The sequence below is a fragment of the Saccharopolyspora terrae genome (assembly GCF_004348435.1).
GTDB lineage: Bacteria > Actinomycetota > Actinomycetes > Mycobacteriales > Pseudonocardiaceae > Saccharopolyspora > Saccharopolyspora endophytica.
Map to the genome: position 1 here is coordinate 101243 of NZ_SMKS01000008.1, position 22779 is coordinate 124021.

Here is a 22779-nt window from a genome sequence, read left to right on the forward strand (position 1 = left end):
AGGGAAGCTCACCCTGGTCCGAGTTGTCAGTCCGACCGCGTAGGGTTCCGACCGTGGCGCTCGCCCTTTACCGCAAGTACCGTCCGTCGACCTTCGCTGAGGTCGCCGGGCAGGAACACGTCACCGAGCCGTTGCGGACCGCGCTGTCCGCCGGGCGGATCAACCACGCGTACCTGTTCTCCGGCCCCCGCGGCTGCGGCAAGACCTCCAGCGCGCGCATCCTGGCGCGGTCGCTGAACTGCGCCCAGGGCCCGACGGCGGACCCGTGCGGCGAGTGCGACTCCTGCGTGTCGCTCGCGCCCGAGGGCGGTGGCAGCGTCGACGTCGTCGAGCTCGACGCGGCCAGCCACGGTGGTGTCGACGACACCCGCGAGCTGCGGGACCGCGCGTTCTTCGCGCCGGCCCAGTCGCGGTACCGGATCTTCATCATCGACGAGGCCCACATGGTCACCACGCAGGGCTTCAACGCCCTGCTGAAGATCGTCGAGGAGCCTCCGGAACACCTGATCTTCGTCTTCGCCACCACCGAACCGGACAAGGTGCTGACCACCATCCGGTCCCGGACCCACCACTACCCGTTCCGGCTGATGCCGCCGGGCGTGATGCGCGAGCTGGTGGAGCGGATCTGCGCCGACGAGGGCGTCAAGGTCGAACCGGCGGTGTTCCCGCTGGTCATCCGGGCTGGTGGCGGTTCGGCGCGAGACACCCTGAGCGTGCTCGACCAGCTGCTGGCCGGTGCCGGGGAGGAGGGCGTCACCTACGAGCGGGCCGTCGCGCTGCTCGGGGTCACCGACGTCGCGCTGATCGACGACATGGTCGACGCGCTCGCGGCAGGCGACGCCGCCTCCGTCTACGGCACGGTCGAGCGGCTGGTGGAGGCCGGGCACGACCCGCGCCGCTTCGGCTCCGACCTGCTCGACCGGCTGCGCGACCTGGTGCTGTTCAGCTCCGTCCCGGACGCGGGCGAGCGGGGTCTGGTGGAGACCACCGGCGACGAGCTCGCCCGCATGCAGCAGCAGTCCGAGCAGCTGGGCGCGGCGACGCTGTCGAGGTTCGCCGAGATCGTCCACACCGGACTGTCCGAGATGCGCGGAGCCACGGCACCGCGCCTGCTGCTGGAACTGCTGTGCGCGCGGATGCTGCTGCCGGCCGTGTCGGACTCGGAAACCGCGCTGCTGCAACGGCTCGAACGCGTCGAGCGCCGGATGACCATCGCGCCGGGCGAGGCCCCGGCCGCGGAACCCGGTGCTGCGGCGCCGGTTTCGAACGACGGCGACAAGCCGAAGCGGGTCTTCCAGCGACCGCACGAGCGCGCCGCCGCCGGAACCGCGCAGGAGGCGCCCGCGCCGAAACCGGCGGAAACCCCTGCCGCGCAGGAGAAGCCCGCGCCCGCTCCGGCGCCTGAACCGGCACCGCAGCGATCCGCCGCGCAGGCCGAGACGCCCGCCGCAGCACCGCAGCCGCAGCGTCCCGCCGAGCCGCCGCGCCCGCCGGAACCGGCCCCGGAACCCGCCCAGCCCGCCGCGTCGGCTCCCGCCGCGCCTGCCGCCTCGCAGCCCGCCGCGTCCGCGCCGAACGGGTTCGACGCCGCGGCCGTGCGCCGAGTGTGGACCGACGTGCTGCAGGGCGTCGCCAAGCGCAACCGGCCGACGCAGGCGCTGCTGCTCAACGCCACCGTGCAGGACCTCAACGACGGCGTGCTGGTGCTGTCGATGCCGACGTCCGGGCTGGTCAAGCAGCTCGCGCAGCAGCGGCGGCTGGACTTCGTGCGGGAGTCGCTGCGCGAGGTCGTCGGCGGCGAGTGGGACATCCAGTGCGTCGAAGCCGGGGCGGCCCCGCCCGCCCGGCCTGCCGCGCCGAAGCAGCCCCCGCAGCCACCGCAGCGCCCGTCGCAGCAGCAGGCCGCCGCGCCGCCGCAGCCGCCTGCGGAGCAGCGCCCGCCGGAGCCGAAGCCTTCCCAGGGCAACGGGCAGGGCCCCAGCGGTGCTGCTCAGCAGCGCAATGCCGGTGGTGCGCGCGGTGGTTCGGTTCCGCGCCCGCCGGAGCCCGACGACATCCCGCCGCCGCCGGAGCCCCCGGACGAGGAGCCCCCGCCGGACGACATCCCGCCACCGCCGGAGCCGCAGCGTCCTGCCGCGCCGCCGCCGGAGGACGAGGACCCGGAGTCGATGCTCGCGGAGTCCTCACCGATGGAGGCCGGAGCGCGCGTCGGGCGCGATCCCGACTCGGCGGCCGTCGAGCTCTTCGAACGGGAGCTGGGCGCTCGCCGCATCGAGGGCTGACGTCGGTCAGCCGAGGTGCCGGCGCAGGAAGGCGAGGGCCTTCGGGTAGGCGTCGAGTCGGTTGGAGCGCTTGGCGAGACCGTGACCCTCGTCGGGGTACACGTGGAACTCGCACGCGACGTCGTTGCCGCGCACCGCTTCCACGATCTGCTCGGCCTCGGTCAGCGGCACGCGCGGATCGTTGGCGCCGTGGAGGACGAACAGCGGCGCCGCGATGGAGGAGACGCGGGTGAGCGGGGACGCCTCGCGGAGGAAGTCGGCGTCGGTGGCGAGGCTGCCGTACTCGCGTTCCCGGTGGGCCCGCCGGTAGGGCGCGGTGTTCTCCAGGAACGTGACCAGCGAGGAGATGCCGACGATGTCCACGCCCGCCGCCCACAGCCCGGGCTGGAAGGCCAGTCCCGCGAGCACCATGTAGCCGCCGTAGGAACCGCCCCACAGCGCCGCGCGGGACGGGTCGACGCCCACCGCGGGCAGCCACCGGTGGAGGTCGGCGAGGTCGTCGACGGATTCGAGCCGGTTGCGGGCGTCGTCGGCCGAGTACCAGGTCTTGCCGTAGCCGGTGGAGCCCCGGACGTTGGGCACCAGCACCGTGTGGCCGCGCGCGACCATCGCCTGCACCAGCGGGTGGAACGCGCGCACCGACTGGCTCTCCGGGCCGCCGTGGATGAGCAGGACGGCCGACCCGTCCGGCTCCGCCGGGGCGTAGCGGAAGCAGGGGATCTCCTGGCCGTCGCGAGCGGGAACCCTGTGCACGGTCGGCTCGGCGAGGGCTTCCCCGGCCAGCTGCGCCGCCGAGAACGTCAGCGGTGCGCAGGTGCGGGCGGTGGTGTCGACGAGCAGCACGTCGCCAGGAGAGGTGGGGGAGCTGAAGGTGAGCGCGGCGAACCGGGAGTCCGGTGACCAGACCGGCTCGGGCAGCGGGAAACCGCACCAGCCCTCGGTCGGCAGCGCGATGTCCATCAGGTGCTCACCGGTCTCGGCGTCGTGCAGGGCGGGCCGGTGCGCGCCGTCGACGGCGGTCAGCACCAGCAGGGTGCCCCCGTCCGGCGACAACCGGCCGGTGAGGTCGTGCGAAGGGGAGGTGACCAGCCACCGGGGCTCACCGGTGCGCGGGTCCAGCCGGGCGATGCCGGTGTGCTCGCGCTCGGCGTCGCTGGTCACGACGAGCCCTCCGGCCTGCCACCCGGGGTTGAGGTGGCGTGCGGCGACGTCGCGGGCGGTGAGCTCGCGCAGCCGGTCGGCCCCGGTCTCGGGCATGGTGTCCGCCAGGATCACCTGGTCCGACAGGGGTTTCTCGGCGGGCACGGTGATGGCCGCGTAGCGGGAGTCGGGGGAGACCGAGACCTCGGCGACCATGCCGCCGCCGTCGTAGAGGACGTGCTCCTCACCGGTGACGACGCTGCGGATCACCACGTCGAAGTCGACGCCGTTGCGGCGGTTGGTGGCGTAGACGATGCGGCCGGGCAGCACGTCGAGCAGCCGGTGCACGTGCTCGGGGTCGCGGACCAGCGGCTCCAGTTCGGACAGCTGGGCCGGTCGTCGCCGGCGGTCGTCGAGGCGCAGCAGCGAGAGCTGGCTGCGTTCGTTGCCGTCGCTGTCGTGCTGCACCACCACCGCGCGCTCGCCGGGCAGGTACCGGCCGGTGACGGCACCGGCCAGCGCGGTCAGCTCGGTGCGCCGGTCGTCGGCGAGCTCCACCAGTTGCACCGACCCGGACTCGTCGCAGCCCGCGAGCACCCGTCCGTCGTCGGTCACGTCGAACGCGCGCCAGGTGGTCAGTTCCAGCAGCCGCGTGATGTCCAGCGTCACGTGATCACCCTGTCACGTCGTGTGATGGCGACCAAGGACGGGAGCCCGCCACGCTCGTCGCGCAAGGGGCGCAGCCACGAGGCACGAAGGCCACCCTCCCAGCCGGCACCGCCGCGGGGTCTCAGCGGTTCTCTGGGGAGGACGCCGCGACGCCGCGTATTCACATACTCAAGGAGTGGCGGCCGGAGCCAGAGGACCGTTGAGGTTCCGCCACCCGCACCGCCAAGCAAGGTGAGTTCAGAGCTGGAACCGCAGAACCTCTACGCTGGTTGTGTGCCCCGTGCGGGGGTACTCACCCGGGCGATGAGGAGTAACGGTGCAGCCAGGTGGCCAGCCGAACATGCAGCAGATCATGGAACAGGCGCAGAAGATGCAGGAGCAGCTGATGTCTGCGCAGCAGGAGCTCGCCGACGCGGAGGTCACCGGGAGCGCCGGTGGCGGGCTGGTGACCGCGACCGTCACCGGTGCCGGGGAGCTCAAGGGACTGGTGATCGACCCGAAGGCGGCCGATCCCGAGGACACCGAGACGCTGGCAGACCTGGTCGTCGCGGCCGTCCGCGACGCCAACCGGGCCGCGCAGGAGTTGCAGGCGCAGAAGATGGGCCCGCTGACGGGCGGCCTGGGCGGCGGCCTCGGCGATCTAGGCCTGCCAGGCCTGTGATCAGCTAGGAGGTTGGTGGTCTACTTGCGTGGCGGTGCGGTGAGCGGAACCTGAGGCGGCCCTCCTGCTCCGGGCGCCCCGACTCATGTATGCCAATACACAGCGTCGAGGCGTCCTCACAGGAGAACCACCTCAGAACCCGCGGCGGTGCCGGCTGCTGAGCTGGTGAACGAGAAAGCGGCTCCGCCGCTTGGAAGACCACAACATCCGCAACTTCTAAGCGAGTCGACGTGTACGAGGGTCCGGTACAGGATTTGATCGATGAGCTGGGACGTCTTCCCGGCATCGGTCCTAAGAGCGCGCAGCGCATCGCCTTTCACCTGCTGGCCGCGGAGCCGGCGGACGTGACCCGGCTGCAGGAGGTCCTGCAGCAGGTCAAGGAGGGCGTGGTGTTCTGCGACGTCTGCGGCAACGTCTCCGAGGAGACGACCTGCCGCATCTGCCGGGACGCCCGGCGGGACAAGACGCTGGTCTGCGTGGTGGAGGAGCCCAAGGACGTGCTCGCGGTGGAGCGCACCCGCGAGTTCAAGGGCCGCTACCACGTGCTCGGTGGTGCGCTGGATCCGCTGTCGGGCGTCGGACCGGATCAGCTCCGGGTCCGGGAGCTGCTGGCGCGGATCGGGACCGACGAGATCAGCGAGGTGATCATCGCGACGGACCCGAACACCGAGGGCGAGGCGACCGCGACGTATTTGGTGCGGATGTTGCGCGACTTCCCGGGTCTGAACGTCACGCGGCTCGCTTCAGGACTTCCGATGGGTGGCGACCTGGAGTTCGCCGATGAATTGACGCTCGGCCGGGCGCTGTCCGGTCGGCGTTCGATGTAGTAGGCGTGAACGTTTAAAACGCGAACAAATCAATAGCGAGAACGGCGGCGCCTTTCTTCTCGGACTTCCGGGAGGTCAGGCGCCGTCTTCGTGTCCGAGGAAACAAGTCGCCAGGGTCTTGACTAGGACGATTCGTTCCTCTATTCGCCCGCGTTTAGCGGAGAACTCGCAGTTCTGGCAAGGTCCTTCTTTTGTCCGATTGCTCCCCGTTCGCTAAGGATCGCCTAAGTAGCGCGATCGTAACCTTGATTGTTCCATTCCCCTCCTTTCGAGGGTTACTCTCACGGAACTCTGCTGCCTCTGGACACAAACGGGTGGGTAAATCCAATGAGTAGAGCTCCATCGGTGCGGCGAAGCGGAACCCGCTCTCTGCGTCGGATCATCACGGTCGGCATCGCATTCACAACTGCTGCGTCCCTGGCGGGCTGCGCGCAATCCGAGCGCGGGGCCGGTGGCGGAGAGGGCGGCACCTTCACCTTCGGTGCTGCCGGTGCTCCGGACCTGTTCGACCCCTTCTACGCCTCCGACGGGGAGACCTTCCGCGTCACCCGCCAGCTGATGGAGGGCCTGGTCAACTTCAAGCCCGGCTCGGTCGAGGTCGAACCCGCGCTGGCCGAGAGCTGGGAGCACACCCCGGACGGCAAGACCTGGACGTTCAAGCTGCGCAGCGGCGTGAAGTTCCACGACGGCACGGACTTCAACTCCGACGCGGTCTGCAAGAACTTCCAGCGCTGGTACAACCAGACCGGGGCCGGGCAGAACAACGCGCTGTCCTACTACTGGATCGAGAACTTCGGCGGCTTCGCCGACGGCAAGGCGCCCTCGCTGTTCCAGAACTGCGAGAACCCGGACCCGACGACCGCGGTCGTGCACCTGACCCGCGCGACCTCGAAGTTCCCCGACCTGCTGGGACTTCCGTCGTTCAGCATGCAATCGCCGACGGCGATGGAGCAGTACAAGGCCAACGACGTGCAGGCGCAGGGCGACAGCTTCGTCTACCCCGAGTACGCCAAGGCCCACCCGACCGGCACGGGGCCGTTCAAGTTCGACTCCTACGACCAGTCCAACGGCACCATCAAGCTGGTCCGCAACGACCAGTACTGGGGTGACAAGACCAAGGTCAACGAGCTGATCTTCCGGATCATCCCGGACGAGACCGTCCGCAAGCAGGAGCTGGAGTCGGGCGCGATCGACGGCTACGACTTCCCCAACGCCGCCGACCTGAAGGCGCTGCGCGACGCGGGCCACAAGGTCCAGGTCCGCGACCCGTTCAACATCATGTACCTGGGGATCACCCAGAAGAACAACCCGGCGCTGCAGAACCTCAAGGTCCGGCAGGCCCTGGCCCACGCGGTGGACCGGGAGACGCTGGTCAAGGCCAACCTGCCGGAAGGCGCCTCGGTGGCCAGCCAGTTCTACCCGCAGAACGTCGACGGCTACGCGCCCGACGTGCAGCAGTACCCGCACGATCCGGCCAAGGCCAAGCAGCTGCTCGCCGAGGCGGGCGCGTCGAACCTGACGGTGAACTTCTACTGGCCGACCGAGGTCACCCGGCCCTACATGCCGGACCCGCAGGGCATCTACAACGCCCTCGCCGAGGACCTGCGCGAAGCCGGCATCACCGTGAACCCGGTGAGCAAGCCGTGGAACGGCGGCTACATCGACGACGTCGACAACGCCAAGGCCGACATCTTCCTGCTCGGCTGGACCGGTGACTACAACACGCCGGACAACTTCATCGGCACGTTCTTCGGCACGCCGACCAACCGCTTCTACACCGCGGGCGCGCCGTGGGGCGAGGACCTGGCGGGGCAGCTGAAGGCGGCCGACTCCGAGCCGGACGAGGCCAAGCGCACCTCGATGTACCAGGACATCAACCGCAAGCTGCTGTCCGAGTACCTGCCCGCGGTTCCGCTGTCGCACTCGCCGCCGGCGATCGTGACGAGCTCCCGAGTCCAGGGTCTGGTGACCTCACCGCTGACCGCCGAAGAGTTCGCTTCGGTGAGCGTCTCGGAGCAGTGATCCCGAGGTTCTGCGCGCGGGGCCGGTGCCAACCGGTTCCGCGCGCAGCACCCGGTTCGCTGACTTGAACACGGGGGTTTTCGCGTGCTCCGCTTCACTGTTCGACGACTGGGACAGCTGGTCCTGGTCGTCTTCGTCCTGTCGATGCTGCTGTTCGGCTGGCTGCGCATGCTGCCGGGCGGACCGGTCTCGGCACTGCTGGGCGACCGCGCCACACCGGCGGCGCGGGAGCAGCTCGAGAAGGCTCTCGGGCTCGACCAGCCGATCTTCGTGCAGTACTTCAAGTTCCTCGGCCGGGCGATCACCGGCGACTTCGGCACCTCGACCGGGGTGCAGCGCGGTGACTCCGCGCTGGACGTGTTCATCACGCGCTTCCCGGCGACGCTGGAGCTGTCCATCCTGGCGCTGCTGCTGGCCGTGGTGGTCGGCATCCCGCTCGGGTACCTGGCCGCCCGCAAGCGCGGGGGATGGCTGGACAACCTGAGCATCACCTGGTCGCTGGTGGGCGTCGCGGTTCCGGTGTTCTTCCTGGCGTTCCTGCTGAAGTTCGTCTTCGCCATCGAGCTCGGCGCGCTGCCCGCGTCCGGGCGGCAGGACTCGGCGATCAACGCCACCCGGGTCACCGGCTTCTACATCCTCGACGGGTTGCTGACCCGCGAGTGGGACGCCTCCTGGAACGCTCTGGTGCACCTCATCCTGCCCGCCATCGCGCTGTCGACCATCCCGTTCGCGGTGATCTTCCGGATCACCCGGGCCGCGGTGCTCGACGTGATGGACGAGGACTACGTGCGCACCGCGCGCGCGAAGGGCCTGGGGCAGATGGTGATCCGGCGCAGGCACATCCTGCACAACGCGATGCTGCCGGTGGTCACCACCATCGGTCTGCAGACCGGTGCGCTGCTGGCGGGCGCGGTGCTGACCGAGCGGGTGTTCAACATCGCCGGCATCGGGCAGGCCGTCGCGATCGGCTTCGAGCGCAAGGACTTCCCGGTGCTGCAGGTGGTCATCCTGGCTTCCGCGATGGTCTACGTGCTGGTCAACCTCGTCGTCGACCTCTCGTACGCGTTGATCGACCCACGACTGCGGACACGGTGAGGGACGATGGTGCTCAACACGCAGCGCAAGGACAAGCTCGACGCGCTGGCGGAATCGGCCTCCGACGCCGGTGTCAGCCTCGCCGCGTCGGCCTGGCGGAGGTTGCGCCGCAACCCGGTCTTCATCGTCGGGGCCCTGGTCATCGTGGCGTTCGTGCTGCTGGCCCTGCTGGCGCCGCTGATCGCGCCGCACGACCCGGCGCAACGCCTGCTGGAATCGCAGGTCTCCCGCGCGGAGAACACGATCCCGCCGTCGCAGCCCGGATTCCCGCTCGGCGGTGACCAGTACGGCCGCGACCTGCTGTCCCGGCTGCTGCTGGGTTCTCAGCAGACGCTGCTGGTGGCGGTGCTGGCCACCGTCATCGGCCTCGGCGGCGGTCTGGTGCTCGGCCTGCTCGCCGGTGCTTTCGGCGGCTGGGTGGACTCGCTGGTCATGCGCATCGCCGACGTGATGCTGTCGGTGCCGTCGCTGCTGCTGGCGGTGTCGATCGGCGCGCTGTTCGCCGAGCAGACCCAGTTCACCGTGATCCTCGCGGTGGCGATCGTGCAGGTCCCGATCTTCGGGCGGCTGCTGCGCGGCACGATGCTGGCGCAACGCAGCAGCGACCACGTGCTGGCGGCGCGGGCTCTCGGCGTGAAGGAGAGCGCGATCGTGTTCCGGCACATGCTGCCCAACGCGTTGGGACCGGTGATCGTGCAGGCCACGCTGGTGCTGGCGGTGGCCATCATCGACGCGGCGGCGCTGTCCTTCCTGGGCCTGGGCGCGGCCGACGACTCGGTGCCGGAATGGGGCCAGATGCTCGGCGGCGCGCAGGGCATCATCGACTCGCACCCGCAGCTGGCGTTCTGGCCCGCGGGTTGCATCATCCTGGTCGCCTTCGGGTTCACGCTGGTCGGCGAGTCGCTCCGCGACGCGCTGGACCCCAAGCGGCGCCGGTAAGGGGAGTTGGCAATGGCACTGCTGGAAGTTCGCGACCTCTCCGTGGTCTTCGCCCGCAAGGGCGAGCCGCCGGTGACCGCGGTGGACGGGATCTCCTTCGACGTCGAACCGGGCAAGACCGTCGGCCTCGTCGGCGAGTCCGGCTGCGGCAAGTCGGTGACCTCGCTGGCGATCATGGGTTTGCTGCCGCCGCGCGGGGCGGAGGTGTCCGGCTCGGTGTCCTTCGACGGCACCGATCTGCTGACGCTGCCGAAGAAGGAGCTCGACGCCCGGCGCGGCAAGGACCTGAGCATGGTGTTCCAGGACCCGCTGACCTCGCTGAACCCGGTGGTTCCCATCGGGTTGCAGGTCTCCGAGGTCATCGAGCGGCACCGGGGTCTGCCCCGCAAGCAGGCGATGCCCGAGGCCGAGGAGCTGCTGCGCAAGGTGGGCATCCCGGACCCGAACCGGCGGCTCAAGGAGTACCCGCACCAGCTCTCGGGCGGGATGCGGCAGCGGGCGCTGATCGCGATGGCGCTGGCCTGCAAGCCGCGGCTGCTCATCGCGGACGAGCCGACGACGGCGCTGGACGTGACGATCCAGGCGCAGATCCTCAAGCTGCTCTCGGAACTGGTCGCCGAGACCGACACCGCGCTGATCATGATCACCCACGATCTCGGCGTGGTGGCGGGGCTGTGCGACGAGGTGAACGTGCTCTACGCCGGTCGCGTGGTGGAACGCGCGGCGCGGCACGAGCTGTTCGCCCGGCCCAAGCACCCCTACACCGCAGGCCTGCTGGCCTCGATCCCGCGACTGGATTCGCCCCGCGGGCAACGCCTGTCGCCGATCACGGGTTCGGTGGCCGACAACATCCCGTGGGACACCGGGTGCGCGTTCTGCCCGCGCTGCCCGAACGCCACCGAGGTGTGCGAGCGCGAGACCCCCGAGGTCAGCGTCGACGCGGGAGCGCGGTTGCTGCGCTGCCACAACCCGGTTCGCGAGCCGATCTCGAACAGCGTGGAGGCGTCATGAGCGAAAATCTCGTCCCTCGCGCTCATGTGAGCCGACCGGGTGCGGGTGTCCCGCAGGACGGAGTGGCGTCATGAGCGAAAATCTCGTCCCCCGCGCTCATGTGAGCCGACCGGGTGCGGGTGTCCCGCAGAACGGAGTGGCGTCATGAGCGACAATCCTGTGTCCAGCGCTCAGGACGGCGTGAGCGAGGACGTGCTCGTCGAGCTGAACGACGTGAAGGTGCACTTCCCGATCAAGAAGGGCATGGTGCTCGACCGGACGGTCGGCCACGTCTACGCCGTGGACGGGGTGTCGCTGAGCATCAAGCGCGGTGAGACCTACGGTCTCGTCGGGGAATCCGGTTGCGGCAAGTCGACCCTGGGGCGCGCTGTGCTGCGGTTGGAGAAGCCGACCGGCGGCGAGGTCGTCTTCGACGGCACCGACCTGTCCGGCATGAAGGGCGAGAAGCTGCGCAAGATGCGGCAGCGGATGCAGATGGTCTTCCAGGACCCGCTGTCCTCGCTCGACCCGCGCCAGTCGGTGGAATCGCTGCTGGTGGAAGGCATGCGGGCGCACGGCCTGGCCCACGACAAGGCGTCCACCGACGAGCGGCTGCGCGAACTGCTCGACGCCGTCGGGCTGCCGCCGACCGCGCTGCGCAAGTACCCGCACGAGTTCTCCGGCGGGCAGCGCCAGCGCGTCGGCATCGCCCGCGCCCTGTCGGTCGGCCCGGAGCTCGTGGTGGCCGACGAACCGGTTTCGGCGCTGGACGTCTCGGTGCAGGCGCAGGTGCTCAACCTGCTGGAGGACCTGCAGGAGGAGTTCGGCCTGACCTACCTGGTGATCGCGCACGACCTCGCCGTGGTGCGGCACATCGCCGACCGGGTGGGCGTGATGTACCTGGGCGGGATCGTCGAGGAGTCCACATCGGACGCTCTCTACGAGCAGCCGCTGCACCCCTACTCCAAGGCGCTGCTGTCGGCGGTTCCGGTGCCGGACCCGCAGGTCGAGGACGCTCGCGAGCAGATCCTGCTCACCGGCGACCTGCCCTCACCGGCGAACCCGCCGTCGGGCTGCCGGTTCCACACCCGCTGCCCGTGGCGGCAGGAGGAGCGCTGCGACAGCGAACGCCCGGTCCTGCGGGAGATCGGAGCGGGTCACCGGGTCGCCTGCCACTTCGCCGAGGCGATCCGCGACGGCGAGCTCCAGCCCCGCTCGGTGGCGCCGGAAGAGGTCGTCCCGACGGCGTGATCCTGACGGTTTCTCGCGAGCCCGTTCCGTCGCGGCCGACGTCCACATAGGATCTTCGGCTGGAGGAGGGAGGTCGCGCGTGAGGTACAGCAGCGCGCTCCGGTGCTCGGCCTGCGAGCACCGGGCGATCCTGGACCGAACCGTCGCCACCCGGCTTGTCGCCGAGACCAACCAGGCGCTGGTGCTCTACGACTGCCCGGTGGGAAATGGCGTGCACGTCAGGAATCCGGAATTCGAGAAGGGCCCGATTGCTTGATGTGTGGTGAGGGTTCCTTTGCGTGGCGGTGCGGGTGGCGGAACCTGACGCGCCGCCTGGCCTCCGGGCGCCACGACTGATGTATGCCAATACACGGCGTCGCGTCGTCCTCACCCAGGCGACGCGTCAGAGCCCGCGGCGGTGCGAGTTGAGTCCCACACCTGGAACAGCGGCTCCGCCGCAATCCTGACCAGGTCGACAGATCGGGCCCTTCTGCGCGTCACACGGGTGTCGGCTCCAGCGCCGGCCGGCGCCGGGCGATCCGCATGCTGCCCAGCAGCACCCCGCCGACGACCACCGCCCCGGCGGCGAGCTCGAACGGGTGCGGCTGCTCGCCGAGGATCAGCCAGGCCGTGCTGAACCCGACCACCGGAACCAGCAACGAGAACGGGGCCACCGTGCTCGCCGGGTACCTGCCGAGCAGCGTCGTCCACAGCCCGGATCCGACCAGGGTGGCCAGCAGCGACGTGTAGGCGAGACCGGCCAGCGCAACCGTCCCGGTCGGGGAGTCCAGCACGGTGGTGACCGCGTGCCAACCGGTCGTCGGCCCCTCGAACACCGCGGACGCCGCGAACATCGGCACCGGCGGGACGATCGCGATCCACAGCGAGAGGTGCAGCGGGTTCGGCGCTTCGGCCTTGCGGCTGCACAGGTTGCCCAGCGCCCAGGAGAACGCGCCGCACAGCGTGATCAGCATCGGCAGCAGGGTCGCGGTCTGCGCGCGGTGCCACCCGATGGCGACCATGCCCAGCACCGCCGTGGTGATGCCCAGCACCTGCACCGGCGTGAGCTTCTCGCGCAGCAGCAACGCACCCAGCAGCACGGTGAACGGCGCCGACCCCTGCTGCACCAGCGAGGCCAGCCCGGTCGGCATGCCGATCTTCATCGCGACGAACAGGAACGCGAACTGCAAGGTCCCGAAGAACAGGCCGTAGCCGATCAGCCAGCGCCACTTCACCCGCGGGAACGGCACGAAGAACAGGATCGGCAGCAGCACGGCGAAGCGCAGCCCGGCGAAGAAGAACGGCGGGAAGTGCCCCAGCCCCTGGTCCAACGCGATGAAGTTGCCGCCCCAGAACACTGCGACGACCACCGCCAGCAGGCGATCTCTCGTGGTCATACCGCTCAGCCTGCGGGGGCCGTCTGTGAAGCACAAGCAATACTATTTGCAGGTACTGTGTAATATTCCTCTATGGACGTTCGCAGGCTGAGACTCCTGCGCGAGCTGGCCGATCGCGGCACGGTCACCGCGGTCGCCAACGCCCTGTCCTACACGCCTTCTTCGGTGTCGCAGCAGATCCGGGCCCTGCAGGCCGAGGTCGGGGTGCGGCTGACCGAACCGGCCGGACGTGGGCTGCGCCTCACCGACGCCGGCTGGGCGCTGGCCACCCGCGCCGACGAGGTGCTGGCCGCGCTGGACCGGGCCGAGGCCGAGCTCGACACCTACCGCTCGTCACCGCGCGGCGTGGTGCGCGTCGCGATGTTTCCCTCCGGTGCGTTCCTGCTGCTCCCGGGCGTGCTGCGGCGCATCGCCGAGCACCCGAAGGTCCGGCTGGAGGCTCGCGACATCGACATGGTGCCGTCGGAGGTCCCCCGCCTCACCGCCGACTTCGACCTGGTCGTCACGCACCGGGACGACCAGGCACCGCCGCACGACGGCGAGCGGGTCGCGGTCACGCCGCTGCTGCGCGAGCCGCTGGACGTGGCGATGCCGCTCGGGCACCCGTTGGCGGGCCGCGAACGCGTCGAGCTCACCGAGCTGGTCGGCGAACCCTGGCTGAGCGTCGACATCGGCTTCCCGGTCGACGACGTGCTGCGCTCGCTGGCGGTGCGCACCGGTGTGCGCCCGACGGTCGTCCAGCGCATCAACGACTTCCGGGTCACCGAAGCGCTCGTCGCCGCAGGTCACGGCATCGCGCTGCTGCCCAGGTACACGGTGAACAGCTCGCAGCTCGTGATGCGCCCGCTCGCCGGGGTCCGCGCGGGCCGCAACATCGAGGTCGTCTCCCGCAAGGGCGCCACCGAGCGCCCGGCCGTGCAGGTCGCCCTGGACGCGCTCACCGCCGAGGCCCGCGCTCGGACCGAGGCCAACTCACCGGGGTGAGTTGGCGGCGGCCCAGCGGCAGATCGCGGCGAGTTCGTCGCCGTGCTCGGCGAGCGTGCCGTCCACGACGCCCACGACGGGCAGGTGGCCTTCGCGCACCACGTCCGGCGGCCTCGGGACGTAGCCCTTCTCGTGCACACCCGTGCTGCCCGGTCCCGGAGTGCCCTCGGCGAGGTGTCCGGTGGTCCGGGCGTAGCGCGACAGGACCCGGGGTTCGCGCAGGTCGCGGTCGGTTCCGAACCACTGCTGGCTCAACGGGAACAGCGCGCTGAGCGCGTCCCACCAGCCCTCGGCGGCCAGCACCAGACCCGGATGCCGCCGGTGCAGCTCCTCGACCAGCAGCCGGTACCCGTCGAACACGTCGTGGCGCGGGTCGTTGAAGTAGTAGCCCACGGTGTCCAGGAACGCCGCGTCCACGCCGAACTCGTCGACCAGCGCGGAGATCGACTCCACCAGGTGCGCGCGGAACCCGGGCTCGGCGGGGTTGAGGAAGACCTGATCGCCCTCGCCGGAGCGGTCGGAGTCCCAGTCGGGGCGGTTGAGCAGCTCCACGTAGCGGTCGGTGTCGTTGCGCATCACCGCCCGCTCCCAGTCCGGGTACTGCGCGACGTTGGCGCCGTGCCCGCCGAACATCGGCATCAACCGGAACCCGAGCTCGTGCGCGGTGCGGACGAGCTCGGCGAACCCCTCGTCGCCGCCGAGATCAGCACCGGGCCGGTAGCGCGGGTAGGCGTAGTAGTAGCGGCCTTCCCAGCCGGGCAGGTAGGCGAGCACGCGATGCGGGTCGATGTGCTGCGCGATGAAGCGGAGGGCCTCGCTCATCTGCGGGAACGTGTTGAACACGTAGCCGGTCCAGTGCTGGCCGTGCAGCGTCACCACCAGCGCGGTGTCGCGCAGCCAGCCGGGCACGTCCGGCCGGGACTCCCACGGCCGCAGCCCGTGCGCGCCCTCGACGAACCGCAGGTGCTCGTCCAGGTCCTGGTCCGGCGACGAGGCGTCCTGGCGCAGCCGGACCTCCGGGACCCGGCAGGTCGTCCCGCGCGCCGACGCGGCGGGCACGTGCAGCAGCTCCACGATCGGCTCTGGGGAGTGGACGGGCGTGTTGACGTGCAGCACGTGCCTGCGCACCGACGGGTCCCGGACGCTCAGCAGCGAGCAGTCGGACTCCGCGCCGACGGCGACCCACGGCGTCGCCCAGTCCGGGCTCGGGTACTCCAGCTGGAAGCGCTCGTGGTGGCTGTGCGAGCGGCCGGTGTTCGGCGCCCACCAGCCGGCGCTCAGCTGCCGCTCCGGCAGACCCCGCAGCAGCAGCTTGACGGCCTTGATCGGCTCGGTGTGCTCCGCGGTGATCGACCAGCTCAGCACGCCGTCCCGGAGCGCGACCTCGACGTCGACGACACCCGCGTCGACGGTGCGCTGCTGCCCGAGCGCGGCGTAGCCGGTGCGCAGGTGCACGCGACCGGCGTCGACGAGCGGTTCGGCGGGTCGCAGGCCGTAGCCGTTGGTGGTGGTGAACACCTGCACCGACCAGCTCAGCGGGCCGCCAGGCACGGGGAAGCGCGGATCGCGGGGGTCGAAGCTCAGATCGGTGTCGATCAGGCTCATCTCGGCACCGACGTGTAGCCGATCGCCTTCTCCACCAGGTAGGCCAGGCTCTCGGCTTCCTCCGCGGTGAAGATCAGGGTGTCCCCGGGCGGTAGCACGACTCCGACGCGGTCACCCATGACCAGCACGGTCACGTTCCCGCAGCCGTTCGACGTGGCGCACTCGATGCGCCACCGCAGCTGCTCCGTCGGATCTTCGGTCGGCCACATAGCCACATCACTGAACCGTGCGAACTCTCGAACATCAAGTTTCATAGACCGTTCGAGTGATGATCTGCTGGCGGAGATAGAAGAGGAGAAGCGGCCATGCCCCGACGTTTCCCCCGTCTGCGCCGCTTCTCCTCAACTAGTTCTCCCCCAGGGGGCGCCGCCTGCATCCCTGCGACGTGCGTCCATGATGCCCGTTCGCGGCGCCGGGCAATACCGACTTTGGTCGAGTCCGTTCCCCGATTTAGCGTGAGGGTCGTGCTCGGCCGATGGGCCGTGCGGGCTAATGGATCCCCGGGTCCCGTCCGCTCTGCCCTGTTACCGGAGTTGTGCCCGTGACCGGCGATTTCCCGCCACCCGGTGCCCGGTGGCGATCGAGCGGCAGTCCGTACCCTTGCAGGAGCCGAACTGCGCTTGCCCCCGACAGAACGGATTTCCATGATCGAGTGGCTGAACACGATCCCAGCCGGGGTGATCTACCTGGTGGTCGCGGGGATCATCGGGCTGGAGAGCGTGGGAATCCCACTGCCCGGCGAGATCCTGCTGGTCAGCGCCGGGGTCGCGGCCTCGCACGGGGTGATCAACCCGATCCTGCTCGCCACCTTCGCCTCGATCGGGGCGATCGTCGGGGACTCGATCGGCTACGCCGTCGGCAAGCGCTTCGGCCGCAAGCTGCTGACCTGGCTGGGCACCAAGCTGCCGAAGCACTTCGGCCCCAAGCCGCTGGCCCAGGCGGAGAAGCTCTTCGATCGCTGGGGAGCCTGGACGGTCTTCGGCGGCCGGTTCGTCGCGCTGCTGCGCATCCTCGCCGGGCCGCTCGCGGGCAGCCTCGGCATGCCCTACCGCAAGTTCCTGCTGGCCAACGCGACCGGCGGCATCGCGTGGGCGGGCCTGGTGACCGCCCTGTCCTACGGGTTCGGCCTGGTCGCCGGCCAGTGGTTCCACCGCTTCTCGTGGATCGGCCTGGTCATCGCCGTCGCCTTCGCCTGGTGGAGCACCCGCATCATCCAGAAGCGAGTGGAACGAGCTGAAGCAGCGGAAGAACCAGAACCGGCCCAATCCACCTGACCCTCCTGGCCAGAACCACCTCACCCCGGCACGGTGGCGACCGGAATACGGCGGTATTCGGTCCCCCGATTACGGCGGTAATCCGGGTGGTGAACGGAATACCGCCGTAATCAGGACCCGGAATATCGCAGTATTCGGGTGCCGGATTACGGCGGTAATCGGGTCAGCCGAGCCGGGTACGGCTGGGTCGGGTCAGCGGGAGGCCCGGTTGGCGGCCGAGACGACTGCGCGGAGCATGGCCGCGATCGTCGAGGTGTCCACTCCGACACCCCAGAAGACGTCGTCTCCGACGGTGCACTCCAGGTAGGCCGCCGCACGCGCGTCGTCGCCCGAGGTGAGCGCGTGCTGGTGGTAGTCCAGGACGCGGATGTCGTAGCCCACGGTGCTCAAGGCGTCGACGAACGCCGATACCGGCCCGTTGCCGCGACCGGTGATCTCGCGCTGCTCGCCGTCCACGACCACCGACGCGGTGATCGTCTCGTCGCCGGACTCACCCGAGGAGCTCTGCCGGACCAGCTTCAGCGGAGCGTCGGCCTCCAGGTACTCGGCGGAGAACGCCGTCCACATGTCGGCCGGGCTGACCTCGCCGCCCTCGCCGTCGGTGTGGGCCTGCACGGCCTTGGAGAACTCGATCTGCAGCTTGCGCGGCAGCTCCAGCTGGTGCTCGGTTTTCATCACGTAGGCCACGCCGCCTTTGCCGGACTGCGAGTTGACCCGGATGACGGCCTCGTAGCTGCGGCCCACGTCCTTGGGGTCGATGGGCAGGTACGGGACCTCCCACGGGTGCTCGTCGACGGAGCGGCCCGCCTTCTCGGCCTCGGCGCTCAGCGCGTTCAGGCCCTTGTTGATGGCGTCCTGGTGGCTGCCGGAGAACGCGGTGTAGACGAGCTCACCGCCCCACGGGTGCCGCTCGGCGACCGGCAGCTGGTTGCAGTGCTCGACGGTGCGCTTGACGTAGTCGATGTCGGAGAAGTCGATCTGCGGGTCGATGCCCTGGCTGAACAGGTTCATGCCCAGCGCGACCAGGTCGACGTTGCCGGTGCGCTCGCCGTTGCCGAACAGGCAGCCCTCGATGCGGTCGGCGCCGGCCTGGTAGCCCAGCTCCGCGGCGGCGATGCCGGTGCCGCGGTCGTTGTGCGGGTGCAGCGACAGGATCACCGAGTCGCGGCGAGCCAGGTTGCGGTGCATCCACTCGATGGAGTCCGCGTAGACGTTCGGGGTGGCCATCTCGACGGTGGCGGGCAGGTTCAGGATGACCGGCCGCTCCGGGGTGGGCTGCCAGATCTCGGTGACCGCGTCGCACACCTCGACGGCGTAGGACAGCTCGGTGCCGGTGTAGGACTCCGGCGAGTACTGGAACCGGAAGTCGGTGTCCGGGTACTTGCCCGCCAGCTCCAGGGCCAGTTCGGCGCCCATCTTGGCGATCTTCTTGATGCCTTCGCGCTCCTCGCGGAACACCACGCGGCGCTGCAGGATCGACGTCGAGTTGTAGATGTGCACGATGGCCTTCGGCGCGCCCTCCAGGGCCTGGAAGGTGCGCTCGATCAGCTCCGGTCGGCACTGGGTCAGCACCTGGATGCGCACGTCCTCGGGGATGGCGCCGTCCTCGATGATCTCGCGGACGAAGTCGAAGTCGGTCTGGCTGGCGGCCGGGAACCCGACCTCGATCTCCTTGTAGCCCATCTGCACGAGCAGCTCGAACATGCGGCGCTTGCGGGCGGGCGACATCGGGTCGATCAGCGCCTGGTTGCCGTCGCGCAGGTCGACGGCGCACCACAGCGGGGCCTGGGTGATCCGCTTGTCCGGCCAGGTGCGGTCGGGCAGCGACACGTCCTCGACGAGCTCGTGGAACGGCTTGTACCGGTGGAAGGGCATCGAGCTGCCCCGCTGCGGGTTCCACGACGGCTGACCGGCGGGCGCGGGCTTGGACGGCTTGCGCACACGGCCGGTGAACGGGGCCTGCGCGTCGGGGTTGTTGCTGCTCATGAGAGGCGTTCTCCTGGTCGCTTACCGGTTCTCGGACTGCATGGGAGACCGGCGCGTTCGTACCCCGCGACGAGGGGCCGGTCTAGGAGACCCCGTCGCGGCGGCGAAGCAGGAGAACGCGAGCCACGGAGCAAGGCTAACCGCAACAAGGGCCTGCAACGCAAGCGGCCTTTCCAGATCGTGGGACCGGGTGGCTGTTCGCGGGCGAACAACCCTGCCGATTTCGCCGGTTCTCGTGCCACACTGTGATCGTGACCGAGGAAGTTCGTACCGGTGCCCACGAGAGCGGCGTGCGACGCGCTGACCTGCGACGCGGGTGGGGCCGTTTCGTCGACGTGCTGATCCTGGTGGTGCGCTGGGCGGGGTTGGTGTGCGCCTCGCTGCTGGCGATCCATGTGATCCTCACCATCGGCAGCGCGAATCCGGACAACGGCATCACCCAGTTCGTGGCCTCCGTCGCCGATCCGCTGGCCCTCGGCTTCCAGGACCTGTTCACCCCGGCCGACCCGCAGCTGGCGGTCCTGCTCAACTACGGCATCGCGGCCCTCTTCTGGCTGGTCATCACCTCCATCGCCCGGCGGATCCTCGCCGCCCTGCGCTGATCGGCGTTGGCGGTGTGACGCACACCGTCGTGTGATCCCGTCTTCGCGGAGACCGCCGCGGCAGCTCGGCTTGGCAGGATCGGGGTGACCCCCGGTCGCTCGGCGTGGAGCGCAGGCCCCGGCGACCCGAAGGGATTGCGGTTGACCAGCGGCGCGCTCCCGAGACTCGAAGCACCTGCCTGGCTGCGGCGGATGCTGCGACCCATCGCCATCCCGACCGACTGGACCCGCGTCGTCGCGGCCGCCGTCGGCGTCGGGTCCCCGCAGGTCGTCGGCCTGCTCACCGGACGCATCGACGAAGCCGTGCTGGCTTCGGTCGGCGCGCTGTGCGCGAGCTTCTCCGACGTCACCGGCTCCTACCGGTTCCGGCTGCGGCGCCTGGCGATCGCCGTGGTGCTCGGCGCGATCGGCTTCGCCGCCGGCGCTGCCGCCCCCGACCCGCTGTGGGCGGTGGTGGCCGTGCTGGCGGTGTCGGTCCCGTCGGTGCTGGCCAGCAGGCTGGGGGAGCTGTGGTCCTCCGGCGGCGCGCACATGCTGACCTTCTGCGTGGTGGCGACCGGCCAGCGCTCCCCGGTGCTCGCGCTGCACGAGCAGGTCGCCTGGTTCCTGGCCGGTGAGCTGCTGGTCCTGGCGCTGGCGGCGGCGACGTGGCCGGTGCGCGGAACGGCCCCGGCCAGGGACGCGGTCGCGGACATCTTCACCGCGATCCTGCGGATGTTCGGGCCCGGCAACACGGTCACCGCCCGGCAGCGGCTGACCAAGGCGCTCGACACCGCGCACGACGTGCTCATCGGTGGCGCGTCGATGTCGCGCAGCCGGGTCCGCGACCGGCTGCACCTGATCTACCTGCGCGCGACTCCGGTGGTGGAGGCGGCGGTGTCGGTCGCGCACGCCGGGATCACCCCGCCGCTGCGCACCCGCGAAGCGCTGGCCGGACTGGCCCGCTGCGTCCGCACCGGCGAGATCCCGCCCCGGTTCCAGCCGAGCCCGACCGAATCCGCACTGGTCAGGGCGCTGGACGAGGGGATCGCCGAGCTCGTCGACGCGTTCCGCGATGCCAAGCGCTCCCCGGCGCCGGGCAGGCAGCGGGAGCGGCTGAGCATCGGTGCCACGACCTGGTGGCAGGTGCTGCGGATGCTGCTGTGCCTGGCGCTGGCCGAGGGGTTCGCCGTGCTCGCGGGCTTCGAGCAGGGCTACTGGATCGCGCTGACGGTCGCGCTGGTGCTGCGCCCCCACTCCGGATCGGTGTTCGCCCGGACCGTGCTGCGCGCGCTCGGCACGATCCTGGGCGTGCTGGTGGCGTGGGCGCTGCTGGCGCTGCTGCCGACCGGGTGGTGGCTGGTGCCGTTCATCGTCGCCTTGGCCGGGAAGCTGCCGGTAGCGCTGAGCAGGCACTACGGGTTGTTCAGCGCGGTGGTGACGGCGCTGGTGCTGCTTCAGATGAGCCAGCAGGCGCAGTTCTACCCCGCGGCCCGGCTGGTGGACACCTTCGTCGGCTGCGCGATCGTGCTGGTGGTCGGGTACCTGTTGCGCGGCGTGCGGGGCGGGCCGTCGCTGCGGGACGGTGTCGCCGACGCGGTCGAGTCGGTGGCCGACTACCTCTCCCGGTCGCTGGCCGGTGCCGAGCACGGGCGTCCGGCGTTGCGCCGCCGCACCTACCGGCAGCTCGCCGACCTGCGCTCCCGGCTGCAGCAGCTGCTGATGAGCCCGGACCGCCACGCCGAGGCCGAGGCGTGGTGGCCGACGATCGCCGTGCTGGAGCGGGTCGTCGACGCGGCCACCGAGCAGGCCGTCCGGGCCGGCGACACCGACCTGCAGCAGGCGCAGCGCCTGGTCTCCACGATGCGCACGGTCAACCGCCGTCTGCGCGCTGATCCCGAGGTCCGCCCGGACTCGCTGCACGCCGAGATCGACGCGATCTACCACCACATGGCGAGGTGATCGGAGTCAGGCGATCTCGTGGAGGGTGGCGTGCAGCCGTTCCGCGGCCTGCCAGACGTCGACGTGGGAGAGCCAGGCCGGGGCGAAGTTGAAGCGGATCAGGTCCGGCTCGGCGAACTCCACCAGCACGCTGCGGTCCGACAGCAGATCGGCGATGCGCTGCGCCTGCTCGTGCCGCAGGCAGACCTGGGCGCCGCGCGGGGAACCGGCGGTGCGCACCTCGATCGCGGCCTCCGGGCAGAACTCGCCGATGCGCTCCAGGAACAGCTCCACCAGGCCCGACGTCTTCGCCGCGAGCGCTCCGACCGGGACACCGTCGAGGTTGGCCAGCACGTCCCGCAGTTCGGCCGCCGCGAGGGTCGCGGCCGGTCCGGCGAAGCCGTCGGCGAGCGGGTGCCGCAGGCCGCCGGTCGGGGAGGTCGCCATGTGCCGTTCGGCGACGAAGCCGAAGGACGGCGCGGTCGTGCTCCCACCCAGGAACTTGTGCCCGCACCCGATCGCGAAGTCCGCGCGCCACCTGTGCAGGTCGACGTCCAGCGCTCCGGCCGAGTGGCTGAGGTCCCACAGCGTCAGCGCTCCGCCACCGTGGATCCGGGCGGTGATCGATTCAGCGTCGCGCACCGCGCCGGTGCGCAGGTCCACGTGCGACAGCGCGACCACCGCGATCTTCTCCAGCGGCAGCGAGGCGAGGTCGTCGACGGCGTCGATCAGCTGCAACCGGCCGCCGATGTGGTCGGCGGCGGACTGGGCGAGGCAGCGGTCGATGCCGAAGCAGTCGCGTCCGACGGCGAGCACCGGCCGTCCGGGGCGGAGCCCGGCAGCCGCGACCAGGGCCTTGAACAGGTTGATCGAGGTCGATTCGGCGACGGTGAGCTCGCCGGCGGCCGAGCCGACCAGCGGGGCCAGGGCGTGCGCCGCGAGCCGCGCCTCGCGGCGCCACTCCGGTTCGCCGGAGGTGCGGCCGCTGCGCGGTTCCCAGCGGTGCTGGACGAACCGGCGCAGTCGCGCGGGCGAGGTGCGGGGCATCGGGCCACCGCTGTGGCCGTCGAGGCGGATGACTCCGGGGACGAGGTCGTAGCGCAGGCGCAGTCCAGCGAGCACGTCGGCGTCATCAAGCGCTTCCGCGGTCGTTCTG

General features: G+C 70.4%; 19 protein-coding genes. 13 read left to right on the forward strand and 6 right to left on the reverse strand.

Features of this window, described 5'->3' with window-relative positions; genetic code table 11:
- Nucleotides 1–53 precede the first annotated feature (53 nt).
- Nucleotides 54–2282 carry a DNA polymerase III subunit gamma and tau gene (locus tag E1181_RS08030; RefSeq protein WP_132673319.1) on the forward strand — a complete coding sequence of 743 codons (2229 nt, stop codon included), beginning with the start codon at nucleotides 54–56 and terminating at the stop codon, nucleotides 2280–2282.
- A gap of 6 nt (nucleotides 2283–2288) precedes the next feature.
- Here the strand turns inward: E1181_RS08030 and E1181_RS08035 are convergent, their stop codons facing one another.
- A complete protein-coding gene (locus E1181_RS08035) occupies nucleotides 2289–4091 on the reverse strand; it encodes a S9 family peptidase (RefSeq protein ID WP_132673320.1) in 1803 nt (600 codons plus the stop codon).
- A 340-nt stretch (nucleotides 4092–4431) separates the two neighbouring features.
- On the opposite strand from E1181_RS08035, the gene E1181_RS08040 reads away from it, so the two are divergent.
- The 8 genes from E1181_RS08040 (at nucleotide 4432) to E1181_RS31335 (ending at nucleotide 12132) form a co-directional block, all read left to right on the forward strand.
- Nucleotides 4432–4752: a YbaB/EbfC family nucleoid-associated protein gene (locus E1181_RS08040; protein ID WP_235876618.1), complete on the forward strand. Its 321-nt coding sequence runs from the start codon at nucleotides 4432–4434 to the stop codon at nucleotides 4750–4752.
- A 230-nt stretch (nucleotides 4753–4982) separates the two neighbouring features.
- The gene (recR, locus tag E1181_RS08045) at nucleotides 4983–5579 is read left to right on the forward strand and encodes a recombination mediator RecR (RefSeq protein ID WP_132673322.1); all 597 of its coding nucleotides are present in this window, start codon (nucleotides 4983–4985) and stop codon (nucleotides 5577–5579) included.
- Between the two features lie 327 nt (nucleotides 5580–5906).
- On the forward strand, nucleotides 5907–7601 hold the full coding sequence (locus E1181_RS08050; RefSeq protein WP_132673323.1) for an ABC transporter substrate-binding protein: 1695 nt from the start codon (nucleotides 5907–5909) through the stop codon (nucleotides 7599–7601).
- Nucleotides 7602–7685: 84 nt separating this feature from the next.
- Entirely contained in the window at nucleotides 7686–8696 is a 1011-nt protein-coding gene (locus E1181_RS08055) for an ABC transporter permease (RefSeq protein WP_132673324.1), read from the forward strand.
- 6 nt (nucleotides 8697–8702) lie between these two features.
- Nucleotides 8703–9635, forward strand: coding sequence for an ABC transporter permease (locus E1181_RS08060; protein WP_132673325.1), 933 nt, complete (start codon nucleotides 8703–8705; stop codon nucleotides 9633–9635).
- A gap of 12 nt (nucleotides 9636–9647) precedes the next feature.
- Nucleotides 9648–10646 (forward strand): ABC transporter ATP-binding protein, encoded by a 999-nt coding sequence (locus tag E1181_RS08065; protein ID WP_132673326.1) that lies wholly within the window; start codon nucleotides 9648–9650, stop codon nucleotides 10644–10646.
- Nucleotides 10647–10790: 144 nt separating this feature from the next.
- Nucleotides 10791–11876 (forward strand): ABC transporter ATP-binding protein, encoded by a 1086-nt coding sequence (locus E1181_RS08070; protein ID WP_132673327.1) that lies wholly within the window; start codon nucleotides 10791–10793, stop codon nucleotides 11874–11876.
- A gap of 79 nt (nucleotides 11877–11955) precedes the next feature.
- Complete coding sequence (locus tag E1181_RS31335; protein WP_165944548.1) at nucleotides 11956–12132, forward strand: hypothetical protein; 177 nt, start codon at nucleotides 11956–11958, stop codon at nucleotides 12130–12132.
- Nucleotides 12133–12352: 220 nt separating this feature from the next.
- Here E1181_RS31335 and E1181_RS08075 read toward each other — a convergent pair whose 3' ends face one another.
- Nucleotides 12353–13252 carry an EamA family transporter gene (locus tag E1181_RS08075; protein ID WP_207922048.1) on the reverse strand — a complete coding sequence of 300 codons (900 nt, stop codon included), beginning with the start codon at nucleotides 13250–13252 and terminating at the stop codon, nucleotides 12353–12355.
- Between the two features lie 72 nt (nucleotides 13253–13324).
- Between E1181_RS08075 and E1181_RS08080 the strand changes: the two genes are divergently transcribed.
- Nucleotides 13325–14236 carry a LysR family transcriptional regulator gene (locus E1181_RS08080; protein ID WP_132673328.1) on the forward strand — a complete coding sequence of 304 codons (912 nt, stop codon included), beginning with the start codon at nucleotides 13325–13327 and terminating at the stop codon, nucleotides 14234–14236.
- Here E1181_RS08080 and E1181_RS08085 read toward each other — a convergent pair.
- Both E1181_RS08085 and E1181_RS08090 read right to left on the reverse strand, forming a co-directional pair.
- Nucleotides 14225–15841: an alpha-amylase family protein gene (locus tag E1181_RS08085; RefSeq protein ID WP_132673329.1), complete on the reverse strand. Its 1617-nt coding sequence runs from the start codon at nucleotides 15839–15841 to the stop codon at nucleotides 14225–14227. The two genes, E1181_RS08080 and E1181_RS08085, sit on opposite strands and share 12 nt — an antisense overlap.
- Complete coding sequence (locus E1181_RS08090; protein WP_235876619.1) at nucleotides 15838–16050, reverse strand: hypothetical protein; 213 nt, start codon at nucleotides 16048–16050, stop codon at nucleotides 15838–15840. Before E1181_RS08090 ends, E1181_RS08085 begins: the two co-directional genes overlap by 4 nt.
- A gap of 435 nt (nucleotides 16051–16485) precedes the next feature.
- Here E1181_RS08090 and E1181_RS08095 point away from each other — a divergent pair, with 435 nt between their 5' ends.
- Complete coding sequence (locus E1181_RS08095; protein WP_132673331.1) at nucleotides 16486–17115, forward strand: DedA family protein; 630 nt, start codon at nucleotides 16486–16488, stop codon at nucleotides 17113–17115.
- A 192-nt stretch (nucleotides 17116–17307) separates the two neighbouring features.
- On the opposite strand, the gene leuA is transcribed toward E1181_RS08095, so the two are convergent.
- Complete coding sequence (gene leuA, locus E1181_RS08100; RefSeq protein WP_132673332.1) at nucleotides 17308–19101, reverse strand: 2-isopropylmalate synthase; 1794 nt, start codon at nucleotides 19099–19101, stop codon at nucleotides 17308–17310.
- Between the two features lie 251 nt (nucleotides 19102–19352).
- Between leuA and E1181_RS08105 the strand changes: the two genes are divergently transcribed.
- Together E1181_RS08105 and E1181_RS08110 are read left to right on the forward strand one after the other, a co-directional pair.
- Nucleotides 19353–19703 (forward strand): hypothetical protein, encoded by a 351-nt coding sequence (locus E1181_RS08105; RefSeq protein ID WP_132673333.1) that lies wholly within the window; start codon nucleotides 19353–19355, stop codon nucleotides 19701–19703.
- Nucleotides 19704–19787: 84 nt separating this feature from the next.
- Nucleotides 19788–21644, forward strand: coding sequence for an FUSC family protein (locus E1181_RS08110; protein ID WP_235876604.1), 1857 nt, complete (start codon nucleotides 19788–19790; stop codon nucleotides 21642–21644).
- 6 nt (nucleotides 21645–21650) lie between these two features.
- On the opposite strand, the gene E1181_RS08115 is transcribed toward E1181_RS08110, so the two are convergent.
- The gene (locus tag E1181_RS08115) at nucleotides 21651–22745 is read right to left on the reverse strand and encodes an aminotransferase class V-fold PLP-dependent enzyme (protein WP_235876607.1); all 1095 of its coding nucleotides are present in this window, start codon (nucleotides 22743–22745) and stop codon (nucleotides 21651–21653) included.
- Between the last annotated feature and the right edge of the window lie 34 nt (nucleotides 22746–22779).